Consider the following 15,740-nt stretch of genomic DNA (forward strand, 5'->3'; position numbering starts at 1 on the left):
ATTTCACCTCATATTAGGCTTCATCGTTAATTCAACTATTCCGGTACCTAATCTTATAGGCTGTCCAATTATAATGTTTTCTATCACTCCTTTAAACTCTTCTCTCTCTCCTCTAGCTGCTGCATCTAATAAGTGTTTCACAGTAACTTCAAATGCAGCTCTAGCCAATACACTACTTTTCTCGCCAGTTACACCATGTCTTCCTATTTGTCTTATATCCCCAGTTCTTGTCATAATATCGGAAACAAGTACAATATGTCTCATATCAACATCTAATCCCTGCTCCTCAAGAACTTTCTTTATCTCTCTAGAAATAAGTTCCCTTGCTGCCTCTATTCCTAATACTTCTTCTACTTCATGAATATTATTAGTCTGTATCTTATTAATATCGACACCAGTTACATTCATAATACCCTCTAGGTTAGAACCATCAGTTATAATAACATATTCGTCTCCTTTCTTCTGGACTATGGCTCTTTTTATACCCTTAACTCCCTTTATCTTTGTATTTAGTATCTTCTCTCTCATTTTGAATAATGCCATTATACTGTCAATCTTTTCAAAGTAAATTGTAAAACTATATTCATCATTATCCTCTAATCTTATTTCTCCTAATTTTAACTTAGTTATAATTTTCTTAATCTCTTCTATCGATACTCCCTTGTCTCTTAACATTTCCTGATCGAATTGAAGAGTTATGGACATATTAGATATATCAACACTAACAGAAGATACGACATTTTCTACTCTTGTATATTCTATTCTTCTCGCTATCTCTAATGCCTTATCCTTATCAGTCTTATATTCATCGGTAAGATATATTGTCATCATGGGAGTAGATGGTACTTTTCTCGCATCAACTATTTCTATTAGTCTTGGTAAACCTAGGGTAACGTTTAGCTCTCTAATTCCTGCAAAGTGGAAAGTTCTTAGGGTCATTTGAGTACCTGGTTCTCCTACAGATTGTGCAGTAACAACACCTATAGCCTCGCCTGGCTCAATTAATGATTGTTGATATTCTCTAATGGTTAAGTCTATAATTTTATCAATATCTTCTTCTGTTAGCTCTACCCCATTAATGTCCATAATTGCAGCTCTAAGATCCTCAAGTAACTTATCAGGAATCTTATCCTTTATTTCGTCTAATCTCTTATCAATATAACCCTTTAACTTTTCGTCTATCATTTCTTTCACCTCTTCCAACCAATAACTCTTTCTATAACTCTGTTAACATTTACACTTTTACTGTGAGCGCTATACATGGGATGCACGGCATCATCTCCATATACTACTTGAACAATATCTCCATATAAGCTTCTCACAGTTCCATCATATTCTATCCTTAGATCTGATAAAGCATTAATTAACCTCCTCTGCATGTAACCGCTTTGTGATGTTTTTACAGCAGTATCAACTAATCCCTCTCTACCTCCTGCTGCGTGGAAGAACATTTCGTATGGGCTTAGACCTCTCATGAAGGAGTTCTTAACGAAACCTCTTGCTTCAGGTGCTATATCACCATATTTAAATAAAGATAGTGTTCTTTCTCTATATCCTCTTCTAATTCTCTCTCCTCTCACTGATTGCTGTCCTAATAAAGCGGTCATCTGGGTTATATTCAACTCGCTTCCTCTAGCACCGGTTATAGCCATAATGTACACATTGTTAAACGGATCTAAGTATTTCGTAGCTATCTCTCCTGCTACTTTTCTCAGCTTATCTAGTGTATCTAATATATAACTTTCTAGGCTTTCTTCAATTGTTCTTCCGGGTATAGGTTCAAGCTGACCTTCATTAAATTTCCTTATATATTCATCAACCTGACTATATCCCTCCTTAATTTTAGTGGTTATTTCATTTTGAGCTTCCTCTGGTATAGTTATATCGTCTAGAGTCATAGTGAAACCTCTCATCTCTAAAAACCTAATGAACATCTTAAACACATTATCCATTAACCATTTACCATATTCAGTACCATATTCTCTAATGGACCAATGCAACATACTTTCTGGCTGTTGATTTCCTATTGCTTTCTTATCAAATACACCTTCTAACAATAGTCCATTTTTAATAACGATAAATGAGTCATGAGGACAGATCTCATCCTTACATGCTCTAGGTCCTTTTGATATATTAGCAGGACCATGGAAGTTAAAATCTTTAGGCAAAAATAGACTGATTACCTGCTTTCCAGTGTAATATGGCTTTGGAGCAAGTATAGCTGGTTCTCCCAGCTCTCCTACAAAGTCTGTTACTCCCAATATAGTAGCAACTTCCTCAACTGTTAATAGGGTAGTTTTTACTGATAACAAATACGCACCACTTATATAATCCTGTCCTCCTCCTATGATGGGTCCGCCATATCTAGGAGTAATTATGTTTTTATGCACTAACATTAATTCCCTTGCCTCTGCTATAGCTTCCTCAGATTGTGGCACATGTAGATTCATTTCATCTCCATCAAAGTCAGCGTTATATGGAGGACAATCTAACAGATTTAATCTAAATGTTCTACCTGGTAACACTCTAACTTTATGAGCCATCATTGAGATCCTGTGCAACGAAGGCTGTCTGTTAAAGAGTACCACGTCTCCATCAACTAAGTGTCTCTCAACAACATATCCTGCGGTTATACTAGAAGCTAATTCTTTTCTATCTTTAACATATCTCAAATCAATTCTTCTACCATCAGGTTTTATTACATAATTCGCTCCAGGCCATTTATCGGGGCCGTTTATAATGTATTGCCTTATTCTTTCTATGTTTATATTGGTTACTCTTTCAGGTACGGTTAACATTCTAGCTATAGTATATGGAATTCCTACTTCATCTATGCTTAAATTGGGGTCTGGAGATATTACGGTTCTTGCGGAGAAATCAACCCTCTTGCCTGATAAGTTCCCCCTAAATCTACCCTCTTTACCTTTCAATCTTTGAGCAAGTGTCCTTAAAGGTCTTCCAGATCTATGCTTAGCTGGAGGTAAACCTGGTATTTCGTTATCAAAATAGGTAGCTACATGATACTGCAATAAGTCCCATAAATCCTCTATTATTAATTGTGGGGCGCCTGCCTCAATGCTTTCTTTTAATCTCTCATTAAGTCTTATTATATCAACAAGCTTATGAGTAAGATCGTCTTCAGCTCTTATTCCGCTTTCAATAGTTATAGATGGCCTAATGGTTATCGGAGGAACTGGTAAAACAGTTAAAATCATCCACTCAGGTCTAGAGGATTTGGGATCATATCCCAAAAGCTCGACATCACTATCAGGTATTCTCTCTAATCTATCCCTTATCTCTGATGGAGATAATTTCACTATTGAGCCATTTCTTTCTTCATTAAAATTGTATGGTTTTTCTAGTTTTATCTTAAATTGTTTCTCTCCACAATGAGGACATTCTAGGTTCTTAATAGATATTTTCTTTATATACTCTACTAACCTTCTTGCAGCAGATGGCCATCTGAGCTTTATAGCATTATATATTCTCTTATATCTCTCTAAATCTTGCTCTTTTATCTTTATTCTACCACATCTCCAACAAGTGGTCCTAAGGAAATCATAAATGTGTTTAACATAACCTATGTGAATGACTGGTTTAATAAGTTCTATATGACCGAAATGACCAGGACAACCTGCTAACGTGTTACCACATACGGGACATTTTTGACCGGGCTCTATTACACCTAGTTTCGGATCCATTACTCCTCCTTCGATTGGAGTACCGTCTTCATCATATACCTCTGAAGTTATTATTGCCGTAACTGACATTTGCCTTATTTCATTAGGTGATAACACACCAAATTTTACGCCTCGTATGATCTTCTCACTCATTTGAAGCACCTCCTAAGTTTACTTTTTCACCTAAAATTAATCTCGGTGAAATTACCATACTCATTAATTCTTGAATTAAAAGTTTAAACGCATATGAAACAGTAACTGGATGTAAGACAGATTTGTCGCCATGCACTGGGCATACGTATCTATTCTTACTTCTATCGTACCAGCCCACATATCCACATTGATCACAGATATATACTACAGCTTTGTCTGAATTATCTAGTAATCTATCTTTGATTAACATCGCAGTACCAAACCCAATTAAACAGTCTCTCTCCATTTCTCCAAATCTTAATCCACCTTCCCTAGCTCTGCCTTCAGTAGGTTGTCTGGTTAAAATTTGAACTGGTCCTCTTGCTCTTGCATGCATTTTATCTGCGACCATGTGATGTAACTTTTGATAGTATACTATCCCAAACAATATTCTGCTTTTCAATTTTTGACCTGTTCTTCCATCATATACTACTTCTGTCGAATCTGGTAAGTGTCCTAATTTAAGTATTTCCTTTTGCATCTCTTGTAGTTTTGGTGTCTCCAAGAATGGAGTTGCGTCTACAGGTTTACCTGATAAAGCTGCATATTTACCACCTATCGCCTCCATTATTTGTCCTATAGTCATTCTTGAGGGCAAAGCGTGTGGATTTAGAATTATATCTGGAACTATACCTTTCGCGGTATATGGCATATCAACTTGATCAATTAATATACCAACTACTCCTTTTTGACCATGTCTTGTAGCGAACTTATCCCCTATTTCAGGAATCCTAAGATCCCTTACCCTTACTTTTACTAATTTATTACCTTCAAGTGTTTCCGTTATCAACACTAAATCCACAATACCATTTTCTCCGTGTCTCGTGACTATTGATGTATCTCTTTTAGCCTGCTCAGGACTTAACTCCTTGAATTCCTGAAGGAATCTGGGAGGGCTAACTTTACCTATTAAGACATCTCCTCCTTTTACCTCAACTTCTGGAGAAACCACTCCATTATCTTCTAGGAGTCTATAATAATCTTTTCCTTTATAGCCTTTTACACCAGCTTCTGGTGTAACTATTTTATCTTCTTGTCCTCCTGGATATTTTACTTCTTCCGTGGAATAAAGCCTGAAGAATGTTGACCTATACATTCCTCTCTCTATGGAGGACTTATTCATAATTATTGAGTCCTCCATATTATATCCTGTATAAGACATGATAGCTAGAATTGCATTAGCACCTGCTGGTCTATCATTATAGCCTATAACTCCTAACATTCTTGTTTGCACTAGGGGCATTTGCGGATAATGTAATAAATGGGCTCTTGTATCAGTTCTTATTTGATAGTTCGACGCATAAAGACCCAAAGACTGTTTAGCCATAGCTGATTGGTAAGTATTTCTGGGAGACTGGTTATGTTCAGGGTAGGGTATGATGGATGCGATAATACCCAATATAGCAGACGGCCATATTTCCAAATGAGTATGATCTGGTGTTAGATCTTGTGGATTTAAAGCAACATACGCATTTTCCTCCTCTTCAGCATCTATAAATTCTATTTTACCTTGTTTGACTAAGTCATCGAAAGTTATTTCTCCATTCTTCAATTTCTTAATGTCTTCAGTATCCACTAAAGGAGTACCATTATTTACAATAATTAAAGGTCTTCTAACTCTTCCCGCATCACAGTTTATGTGCACTTCATTCAAATAGTCTGTGGCTATATATGCTACATTTACTTCATCACTTAGCTTTCCCTGCCTTCTTGATTCCCTAATCTTCTTAGCTAACTCTTTACCATCCTCGTAATATCCTAATAATCTACCATTAAGGTAAACCTTACTCCAACTCATATATTTTTCCACGTCTTCGTTTTGCTCACTGATTCTCCTTATTACATCTTCTACACTCACGACTCCTAATTCATAAGCTACCCTCTCGACTACTGACTCATTAATACCAACAGAAACCTGTGCTAATAAGGCTAGATTTTTCACAAGTCCACTGTTAGGACCTTCAGGTGTTTCAAACGGGCACATTCTTCCCCATTGAGTTCCATGAAGGTCTCTTGCCTCAAAATTAGGCTGTCCCCTAGCTAAAGATGAAACTACTCTCCTAAGATGACTTAACATGGATAGCCAATTTGTTCTGTCTAGTAATTGACTTACTCCAGTTCTACCACCAACCCAGTTTCCTGTTGCTAATGCATGTCGTATTCTTTCCGTTATTATATCAGCCCTAACTAAGGCAGTTAAAGAAAGCCTTCTTCCCCTCACTTTTGATTTTTCAAGCTGATAAACTAGATCTTTGACAAAGGCTTTGAAAGCTACTCTAAATAAACTTGTGAACAAATCTCCTGCTAATCTAACTCTCTTATTTGCATAATGATCTTTATCATCTGGCTCTCTCCTGCCTAAATATAATTCTAGTATCTTATTTACAGCACTAGCTAAATAGTATCCTTTCTTTTTCCTATCTTCGGGTGATGTACCAAGATGAGGTAGGAAATATTTATCTATTACTTGCTCCGCTTTTTGAATTCTATTTTCTCTTTTCTGTCCTATTGCAACTCTATTACCTATGAAATCTAATGCTTCTTCTGCACTTGTAATAGAGCTTGCCTGCTCTAATGATGGTAGTAATTCATTCTGAATTTGAGGGTCTAAAGATACTGCATATACTATATCGCGATCTGTTACAAAACCTAATGCTCTCATTATTATTGCAAATGGTATTCTTCCTGGAACGGTTGCAAAGGAAATTTGAATTGTACTATCCTTCAGTCTCTCTATCATAACCTGAACTCTATATCCGGCTGCGGAGGATGTTACTTTGGCAACATGTGTTATATTAGATCCGCTCTTTCCATAATCTACTAATACTCTATTTGTTGCTAGATCTTCTTGAGCTATAATAACCTTCTCACTACCATTTACTATAAAATATCCACCAGGATCTTTAGGGTCTTCGCCTATTTCAATTAGCTTATCAATGGGTAGATTTGAAGTTGGATCTGCTACTGATTTCAGCATTATAGGGAGATCTCCAATGTATATTTCTATTGGTTCGCCTTCTATATTATTCTCAACTGGAATCATACTCAAAAATATAGGAGATGAGTAAGTCAGATTCCTAAGTCTTGCCTCCATAGGTGTTATTTCTCTCATAGGTCCTTTGTCAGTTTCTCTTATACTAGGTTTTTCATATCTTATTTTACCTAACTTAATCTTCAATCCAGGAACTTCAGTTACTATTTCTCCTTGTTCGTATATTACTTGCTGAAGTTTATTTCTTAGAAAATCATTGAATGAGTCTAAATGCTGCCTAACTAATCCTCTTGTTTTAAAGAATGATTCAGCTATTGCCCACCTAGACTCTGTATCTAACATAAACTCACCCTGTTATAACATACCTATAAGTTACACTTTCGCCTGTAAAAGGACTTTTCCTGGTTATCTTAATTATGTCGCCAGGCTTTGCACCTATACTTTTAGCTACAGGGTCAGATGCTCTTATCCACGGTAATTGCTCAGGCTTAATTCCTAATTCTTTAACCAATTTATATGCTTCTTCAAGTTGTAAAATTTCATGTTTAGGCACTAATTCATGATTTGATATATCGATCTTTTTCTTTGAGGATGAACGCATAATTTTCCCCATGTAGCGTACAGTAATATCATCCTACTCATTTAAGCTTAATAAAATTATGTTACATACATGAATTTCTATTTTTCGTTAACACACATAGAAAAAGATTAGATTTATAGCAAGAATATCAATTATATAACGAGAATAATCAAGTCCGTCAGAAATTTAATTCATGCTATCAAATACAGGTTTTAGGTAAATAAAAATGACGACTCAAGTACCAAAAAGACTAAGACAGCCTATTGTTGTCGTATTGGGACATGTAGATCATGGAAAAACAACATTACTTGATAAAATTAGAGGCACTGCAGTGGTTAAAAAAGAGCCAGGTGAAATGACGCAGGAAGTAGGGGCAAGCTTTGTACCGACAAGCGTGATAGAGAAGATCTCAGAGCAACTAAAAAAATCATTCCCTATAAAGCTGGAAATTCCAGGACTCTTATTTATCGATACACCTGGTCATGAATTATTTAGTAACCTGAGAAAGAGGGGAGGTAGTGTTGCAGATATTGCAATACTAGTTGTGGATATTGTAGAAGGAATCCAAAAGCAAACTTTAGAGTCTATAGAAATTTTGAAATCAAGGAAAGTTCCTTTCATAGTAGCAGCTAACAAAATCGACAGGATAAATGGATGGAAACCACAAGACACATATTCCTTCCTTGAAAGTATAAACAAACAAGAGCAGAGAGTACGTGATAATTTAGATAAACAAGTATACAATTTAGTAATACAATTAGCTGAGCAAGGATTCAATGCAGAAAGGTTTGATAGAATTAGAGATTTCACAAAGACTGTTGCGATTATTCCTGTGTCTGCAAAAACAGGGGAAGGTATAGCTGAGGTTCTGGCAATTTTAGCAGGATTGACTCAAAATTATATGAAAAATAAGCTAAAATTTGCTGAGGGACCTGCAAAAGGAGTAATTCTTGAAGTTAAAGAACTCCAAGGTTTAGGATATACAGCTGATGTTGTAATATATGAAGGAATATTGAGAAAAAATGATATTATAGTGTTAGCTGGCATTGATGGTCCTATCGTAACTAAGGTCAGAGCTATTTTAGTGCCTAGGCCGTTACAAGATATAAAGCTAGCAAAGTCTGATTTAGCCCAAATTGATGAAGTTTATGCTGCCTCAGGTGTAAAAGTATATGCACAGAATCTTGAAACCGCACTTGCAGGATCTCCTGTTTATGTAGCTGAAAATAATGAGGAAGTAGAAAAATATAAGAAAATAATTCAAGAAGAAGTATCAGCTGTACGTTACTACAATTCGAGTGTATATGGCATAATTGTAAAGGCTGATAGTTTAGGAAGTTTAGAGGCGATAGTCTCGTCTCTGGAACGAAGAAATATACCAATAAGACTTGCAGATATAGGTCCAATAAGTAAGAGGGACATAACAGAAGCAGAAATAGTTGCTGAAAAAGCTAAAGAATATGGAATAATTGCAGCTTTTAGAGTTAAACCATTATCAGGTATAGAGATTCCAGAAAAAATAAAATTAATTTCTGATGATATAATCTACCAGCTGATGGACAATATAGAAAAATACATTGAAGACATAAAGGAAAGTGAGAAGAGAAAGACGTTAGAGACTATTGTTTTACCTGGAAAGATCAAAATAATTCCTGGATATGTTTTTAGAAGAAGTGACCCAGTAATTGTCGGAGTAGAGGTTTTAGGTGGTATAATTAGACCTAAGTACGGATTAATTAAAAAAGATGGGAGAAGAGTGGGAGAAGTCTTACAAATACAAGATAACAAGAAGAGTGTTGATAGAGCTAGTAAAGGTATGGAAGTTGCCGTATCTATAAAAGGAAATATCATGGTCGGAAGACAAGTAGAAGAAGGTGAGGTATTATACACAGATGTCCCTAAAGAAGATTTACAGATACTCATAGAAAAATACAAGGATATAGTCACTGATGATATGATAGAAGTAATAAAGGAGATTATAAAAATAAAAAGAACTCAAGATGCTACATACGGGCTTGGGCTCCAATTTCAGTAACATCTTGGAAAAATATGCCCATCTCAGTTTTAGCCTTTTCTTCACTGTCAGAAGCATGAATTACATTTTCTGACTTACTTAATGCATAATCTCCTCTTATTGTGCCAGGAGAAGCCTCCTTAGGGTCTGTAGCTCCTATCATTTTCCTCACAACACTAACAGCATCATCACCTTCTATTATCATACATACTACAGGACCTGATACGATATAATTAATTAATTCATTGAAGAATCCTTTTCCCTTATGCTCTTGATATAATCTTTCTGCAGTGGCTCTGTCCATATGGACCATTTTTAATGCAAGGATATTAAATCCTCTTTTCTCGAATCTGCTAATTATTTCCCCTACTAATCTTCTTCTTACACCGTCTGGTTTTATCATAACAAATGTTTTTTGTAACGTCATGGTTTAGCACCCAAATATGACTTAGTCCATTTTAATTTTTTAGGATCTCTATGTAATTTTAACATAGATTTTCTACATTTACTTGAACAGAACCAAAGTAAGCTTCCATCATTTCTAACGTACATTAAACCAGTACCAGGAAGGATATCTTTTCCGCAAAAACTACATTGCCTTGTTGAGACCATGTTATGAAGTTATAATAGTGAAGTATTTAAATGAATTGGCTCTGAAAATATAAATGGTTTAAAATGAGTGAAAAGGAAAAGTCCTCAACAACCACATCCTCAGTGATAGACGAATTTGGTTTTCCAGCTGAAGTAATACAGATATTAGATAGAACAGGAGTTACAGGCGAGGTTACACAAGTAAGAGTAAGAGTCCTTGAAGGAAGAGACAAAGGAAGAATTTTGACCAGAAACGTCAAAGGACCTGTAAGGCTTGGAGATATACTAATTCTCAGAGAGACTGAAAGAGAGGCAAGAAAGTTAAGTACGAAGAGGTAAATATATGACATTATATGTGTTATCTAAGCCAATACTTTTACATTTTTTAACACAACTTAGATCAAAAAATATAGATCAAATAAGCTTTAGAAAGAACTTAGTTAAACTAGGTAGAATAATTGGATATGAGATAGTAAATACATTAGATTATGAATCTATAGATGTAGAAACCCCTCTTGGAACAAAAGCTAAAGGTATATACATATACGATTTTGAAAATATTCTAATAATAAGTATATTAAGAGCCGCAACGCCCTTCGTTGAAGGCTTACTAAAGGCATTACCTACAGCTAGACTAGGAGTTATTGCCGCAAGTAGAAAGGAAAAAGAAGTTCAAGCAAGTTATCCGGAAGATATTCCAGTCGACGTGTATTATATGAAAATACCTCAGGTATCTCATAAGGATACAGTAATAATTGCAGATCCTATGATAGCAACTGGAAGTACGATGAGAAAAGCTATCAAATCTATAGTAAACAGCCAGCCTAAAAGAATTTACATCGCATCAGTAATAATATCTGAATATGGTCTTAAAAGACTAATGGAAGAATTTCCTTTTGTTGACATTTTCACCATTTCTGTTGATCCCGAAATAGATAATAGAGGTTTTATATTACCAGGTTTAGGTGATGCCGGCGACAGAGCATTCGGATAACCATTTTATTTATATTCAATAAATCTATTTTTAGTTGAAGCATGGTAAAGATAGGTCTTGAGGTTCATGTCCATTTAACTTCATTAAAAACAAAGCTGTTTTGTTCATGCCCTACAGAGTATGTAGGAAAGGATCCTAATACAATTACTTGTCCAGTTTGTTTAGGATTACCTGGCGCTATACCAGTCTTGAACGAAAATGCAGTTAGAGCTGCAATTATGGTCGCATTAGCAATAAATGCAGAAATTGCTGACAGGGTAGTAATGGTAAGGAAACATTACTTTTATCCAGATATGGCTAAAAACTATCAAATATCCCAATACGATGGTCCTGGAAGTATTGCAATAAGTAAAGGAGGATTTATAAAACTTAGAGATAACAAAACTGTTAGAATAAGGAGAATAAATATAGAGGAGGATCCGGCTAAAATTGTCTATCCTACTGGTTCTATGTTAACAAGTAGATACACATTATTGGACTATAATAGATCAGGTTTCCCATTACTTGAGATAGTTACAGAACCAGACATGTCAGATCCGCGTGAGGCTCGTGAATTTCTTGAAAAATTAAGATCGATACTTCAACATTTAGGTATATCTAACCCTGATTTAGAAGGGGCAATGAGAGCCGATGCTAATATATCAATAGAAGGCGGTGAAAGAGTTGAAATAAAGAATATAGGCTCTCCCAAAGAAGTTGAAGAAGCATTAAAATATGAGATAGCCAGGCAAAAGGCATTAGTAGCTCAAGGTATGAAAGTAAATAGGGAAACTAGACACTGGGATAATGCAAAAAAAGTCACAGTATTAACAAGATCTAAAGAACTTGAAGAAGACTATAGATATTTTCCCGATCCTGATCTACCGCCGTATACCATAAGCTTTGATATGATTGAAAAAATTAGAAAGGAATTACCTGAATTACCTGACATTAGAATTCAAAGATTAGTCAAAGAGTATGGAATAACTGAATATGATGCTAACGTATTAGTTATTGATAAGTCACTAGCTGATTTATTCGAGGAGACAGCGAAAAATTATAAAAATTATAAAAAACTAGTTAATATATTAATTAATGATTATCTACGATGGTTAAACGATAAAAATCTAAAACCTTCTCAGTCTAAAGCTACAACAAAGCATCTTATAGAATTATTGACCCTACTAGATAATGGAACAATAACCATTAAAATAGCTAAGGAGATCCTTCCCCAAATAGTAATAGAGGGCAAAATGCCATCAGAAATAATAAAGCAAAATAGTCTCATCGCAATTAAAGACGAAGACTATCTGGTAAATGTAATTAAAGAGGTTCTCTATGAGGAAAAAGATGCTGTAGAGAAAGCTAAAAGAGATCCTAAAGTTATAAATTACTTAGTGGGAAAAGTAATGAAGAAAACATCAAAGAGAGCTGATCCGTATATAGTTAATGAGTTAATAAAGAAAGAATTAGGGATATAATCACAGCGTGGGTTTCTCATCACAGTATCAGCACTTAAAACCCCGTTCATCAAAAGAATAGAAATAGTGTGGTGATATATATTCTCAACTCTCAGAAGGACAGGGAACTAAAGATAAGACTGCTAGTAGTGAACTTACTGAGAGAATTAAAGAACTCTTATACGTACAAAGAATTATCAAGTATCTTCGATATCCAAGAAAGTTTACTGTGTAGATATGTCAACGGAAATACCATACCAAGCGAAAGTCATTCAAGGGATATCCTTGACAAGATTAAAAGTAAGGAGTTTCTTTCCAAGTTTCTTGCAGACAAAATAATCAAATATGATGATGGATTTATTGATACCTCTAAAATGCTCTTTTACCCTAATCTATTAAAGCTTCTAATAGAAATGTTCTATCATAAATATTTTGGAAATAGAGACGAAATCGATAAAATTGTAACAGTTGCTGTAAACGGAATACCTTTCGCTGCCATAGCGTCGGAAGCTATAGCAAAACCATTAATAATAATAAAAAAACACAAAGATTCTGTTCACATAAGTTACATAGACGAGAATATTAAAGAATCGGAAGGAATGATTACTTCTATCTATTTGAGGAAAGATTTTGTATATAAAGGCGAGAAAGTGTTAGTTGTAGATGATGTAATAAGAAGTGGTAAAACAATATACTCAACATTTAGGTTAATCCAAAAAGCAGATGCAAAAGTAATAGGGGCGTTAGTATTAGTCGGTGTAGGAAAAGAATGGTCAAAAATAAGTAACACATTTAATATACCAATCATCCCTATCTTTTCACTATGATTATTAGACTACAGAATAACGTTTATGCTATAAAAGGAGTTTATTATATCTATCTGCTTGTAATAGATAATAAAAACCTTCTAATTATAGATTCAAGTAACGGTGAAGATATAGGAATAGTGTTGGATGGTATCCTTGAAATAAAGAGTAAAACGAATTACAACCCATCTTTTTTAGTACTCACCAGCTGCAAAAAAGAAGTTGCAGGAGGAGCTGCGAAAATTTCTAGCTTTTTAAACATACCTATACTCGCAAGTTATATAGATGCATCTAGTATTAGAAAAGGAGTGTGCCTAGATGAGGAATACGAACCTGCCGATGTAAGTATTGAAATTAAAGACATAAAAGTATTGATAAATGGGCTTAATAACCTAACATTTCTTAGAGCTAAAACACCATCAAAAGGAAGTTTAATAATAAAATATAATAACGCTTTATTTTCGGGAGCAACAAAAATTAGTGGTATAGTAGAAAAGATTGGGTACGTTTGTAACGCATTTGAATTTTCAAAGGTAGAAGAAGATTGGTTTTTAAGGACAAGAAAAGAGAATGAAAAAGCACTAGAATATAAATAAAAGAATTTTTATAAAAAATAACTATAGATTAGATTTTAACTAGATGTAAAATTCTTATATGTTTTCTTATAAAGTTCTCCTTGCTCCAATGTAGTTGCTACTCTCTTGTACTTCATTGCATCTCCTATACTGTTCTCTCCGTGTGTCTTTACCCATTTATCCATTGGTATTTGATACTCTTTAAGTACTTTATCCCTATATAAGTCATTTAGTACGTTATAAGTACAGAATGGAATTACTCTTCCGTCAGGTGCTACATAGTGTATATCACATCTCATAACCCTTTCTATATCATAGTCGTATAGATCCATGAAATGCATTGTTCCTAGGAATAATGTCCTATAGTGCCATTCTCCTAAAGCCTCATAATTATGATTTATCAGAATATTACGTAACATATCATATACATCGAAATCTCTAGGTCCCTTTTCCTTATCTATAAACTTCCTTAAACTATATAAAACTTTTATACCAATCCAATACTTATTTCCTCCTTCTTTTAACTCCTCAGTTTTATCTCTCAAATACTCTAGTAGTCCTTCTAAATCTATAAATCTTGAAAGAGGAATGAAGTGAGGTTCTCCATTTCTCCATTCTACGAAAACATAAGTACCTGCACCACAGGCTGGATGGTTAGCCATTTCGAATTGTTCCTTACCTGTTATAGCTTCAATCAACTTAGAAAACACAACTGAAGTTCCGATCGGATACCAACTATCCTTAGTTACTTCTCCATTTGTCTGCTCTTCGATATTCTTTAATATTTCTGGTATTGTTATTCTAAATTTGCTCCTCATATTTCTCTTCATCATTCCTGTTAAACTTACAGGCTGGAAATTAACTGCTCTAACTACATCCATATTATATGCAGCAAACCTCACAATATTTCCTAAATCATGATCATTCACAGTTTTAATCACAGTAGGAACTAAAACCACGCTGGTCATTCCTGCTTTTCTAAATGCCTCTAATGTATAGGGAATCTCCCAATGGTTCTTAGGATTTGTCTTTCTAGTGGTTCCATCAAAACTCATATAAATTGTGTTCACGCCAGCCTCTCTCAACTGCCTTGCATACTTTATTGCATATTCAGGATCTTCTAAATACATCCTACCAAAAGTTCCTCCCCAACTATTAAGTTGTATATGCTTTACTCCATTCTCCCTCAAGATCCTAACTATTTCTATTATATCCTCTCTTAAAGTTGGTTCTCCTCCAGTAACTTGAATTACTAATGTAACGTCTTGTCTCTTAAGCTGATCCACCATGAACTTTATTTGCTCTAAAGTTGGCTCAAATACATATCCGGCTTTCTCAGCATAGAAGAAACAATACCAACACGACAAATCGCATCTGTTGGTTATTACAAGATTTACCAAAGCAGAATGCTGATGATGCATGGGGCATAATCCACAATTAAATGGACAAGGTGATTTAAGGTCAACATATGGAACTTTAGGACCTTTACCTTCATACTCCCAATAATCAAATTTGTAATATAGATCTTTATCACCATAATACAAGTCCTCAAATTCGCCGTGCTCTGGGCATATCTTCCTTATGTATAGTTTGTCCTCTCTTTCAAAAATTACAGCTGGTAATATTCTATAACATGCTGGACATAAAGATGAAGTTACTCTAGTTAATTTCTCGTTATCACTAAGCTTTGGTAATGGTCCACCTACTTTAATCTCTCTATCTCCGAACTTTACTACTCCTTTTTCAAATTTAGATGGTGCTGGGAGTAGTCTAAATCCATGAGATCCTGGCTCTTGTACAGTTTCAGTCATACATATTCTGTCTTATCACTCTCGATTAAGAATATATAAACTATTTCACCATTTTTTACTCTAATT

At 34.8% G+C, this 15,740-nt stretch carries 13 protein-coding genes; 6 read left to right on the forward strand and 7 right to left on the reverse strand.

What is annotated here, in order from left to right:
• Positions 1-3 precede the first annotated feature (3 nt).
• From SUSAZ_03100 to SUSAZ_03115, 4 genes are read right to left on the reverse strand one after another with little or no spacing between them, the layout of a single operon-like run.
• Positions 4-1,185 (reverse strand): DNA-directed RNA polymerase subunit A'', encoded by a 1,182-nt coding sequence (locus SUSAZ_03100; GenBank protein AHC51069.1) that lies wholly within the window; start codon positions 1,183-1,185, stop codon positions 4-6.
• 5 nt (positions 1,186-1,190) lie between these two features.
• Positions 1,191-3,833 (reverse strand): DNA-directed RNA polymerase subunit A', encoded by a 2,643-nt coding sequence (locus SUSAZ_03105; GenBank protein AHC51070.1) that lies wholly within the window; start codon positions 3,831-3,833, stop codon positions 1,191-1,193.
• On the reverse strand, positions 3,826-7,206 hold the full coding sequence (locus SUSAZ_03110) for a DNA-directed RNA polymerase subunit B (GenBank protein AHC51071.1): 3,381 nt from the start codon (positions 7,204-7,206) through the stop codon (positions 3,826-3,828). Before SUSAZ_03110 ends, SUSAZ_03105 begins: the two co-directional genes overlap by 8 nt.
• A gap of 4 nt (positions 7,207-7,210) precedes the next feature.
• Entirely contained in the window at positions 7,211-7,465 is a 255-nt protein-coding gene (locus SUSAZ_03115) for a DNA-directed RNA polymerase subunit H (GenBank protein AHC51072.1), read from the reverse strand.
• Between the two features lie 205 nt (positions 7,466-7,670).
• Here SUSAZ_03115 and SUSAZ_03120 point away from each other — a divergent pair, with 205 nt between their 5' ends.
• Positions 7,671-9,479, forward strand: coding sequence for a translation initiation factor IF-2 (locus SUSAZ_03120; protein ID AHC51073.1), 1,809 nt, complete (start codon positions 7,671-7,673; stop codon positions 9,477-9,479).
• Here SUSAZ_03120 and SUSAZ_03125 read toward each other — a convergent pair.
• Together SUSAZ_03125 and SUSAZ_03130 are read right to left on the reverse strand one after the other, a co-directional pair.
• Entirely contained in the window at positions 9,448-9,885 is a 438-nt protein-coding gene (locus tag SUSAZ_03125) for a nucleoside diphosphate kinase (GenBank protein AHC51074.1), read from the reverse strand. The two genes, SUSAZ_03120 and SUSAZ_03125, sit on opposite strands and share 32 nt — an antisense overlap.
• Positions 9,882-10,070, reverse strand: a complete 189-nt coding sequence (locus SUSAZ_03130; protein AHC51075.1) for a 50S ribosomal protein L24 — start codon at positions 10,068-10,070, stop codon at positions 9,882-9,884. The genes SUSAZ_03125 and SUSAZ_03130 overlap by 4 nt, the downstream gene beginning before the upstream one ends.
• Before the next feature lie 63 nt (positions 10,071-10,133).
• On the opposite strand from SUSAZ_03130, the gene SUSAZ_03135 reads away from it, so the two are divergent.
• From SUSAZ_03135 to SUSAZ_03155, 5 genes are all read left to right on the forward strand, one after another.
• A complete protein-coding gene (locus SUSAZ_03135) occupies positions 10,134-10,388 on the forward strand; it encodes a 30S ribosomal protein S28 (protein ID AHC51076.1) in 255 nt (84 codons plus the stop codon).
• Between the two features lie 4 nt (positions 10,389-10,392).
• Positions 10,393-11,043 carry a uracil phosphoribosyltransferase gene (locus tag SUSAZ_03140; GenBank protein AHC51077.1) on the forward strand — a complete coding sequence of 217 codons (651 nt, stop codon included), beginning with the start codon at positions 10,393-10,395 and terminating at the stop codon, positions 11,041-11,043.
• 41 nt (positions 11,044-11,084) lie between these two features.
• Positions 11,085-12,503 carry a glutamyl-tRNA amidotransferase subunit B gene (locus SUSAZ_03145; GenBank protein ID AHC51078.1) on the forward strand — a complete coding sequence of 473 codons (1,419 nt, stop codon included), beginning with the start codon at positions 11,085-11,087 and terminating at the stop codon, positions 12,501-12,503.
• 80 nt (positions 12,504-12,583) lie between these two features.
• Positions 12,584-13,309, forward strand: a complete 726-nt coding sequence (locus SUSAZ_03150; protein ID AHC51079.1) for a phosphoribosyltransferase — start codon at positions 12,584-12,586, stop codon at positions 13,307-13,309.
• Positions 13,306-13,884 carry a hypothetical protein gene (locus SUSAZ_03155; GenBank protein AHC52438.1) on the forward strand — a complete coding sequence of 193 codons (579 nt, stop codon included), beginning with the start codon at positions 13,306-13,308 and terminating at the stop codon, positions 13,882-13,884. Before SUSAZ_03150 ends, SUSAZ_03155 begins: the two co-directional genes overlap by 4 nt.
• A gap of 35 nt (positions 13,885-13,919) precedes the next feature.
• Here the strand turns inward: SUSAZ_03155 and SUSAZ_03160 are convergent, their stop codons facing one another.
• Entirely contained in the window at positions 13,920-15,674 is a 1,755-nt protein-coding gene (locus SUSAZ_03160; protein ID AHC51080.1) for a hypothetical protein, read from the reverse strand.
• Between the last annotated feature and the right edge of the window lie 66 nt (positions 15,675-15,740).

Source organism: Sulfolobus acidocaldarius SUSAZ (genome assembly GCA_000508305.1).
Taxonomy (GTDB): domain Archaea; phylum Thermoproteota; class Thermoprotei_A; order Sulfolobales; family Sulfolobaceae; genus Sulfolobus; species Sulfolobus acidocaldarius_A.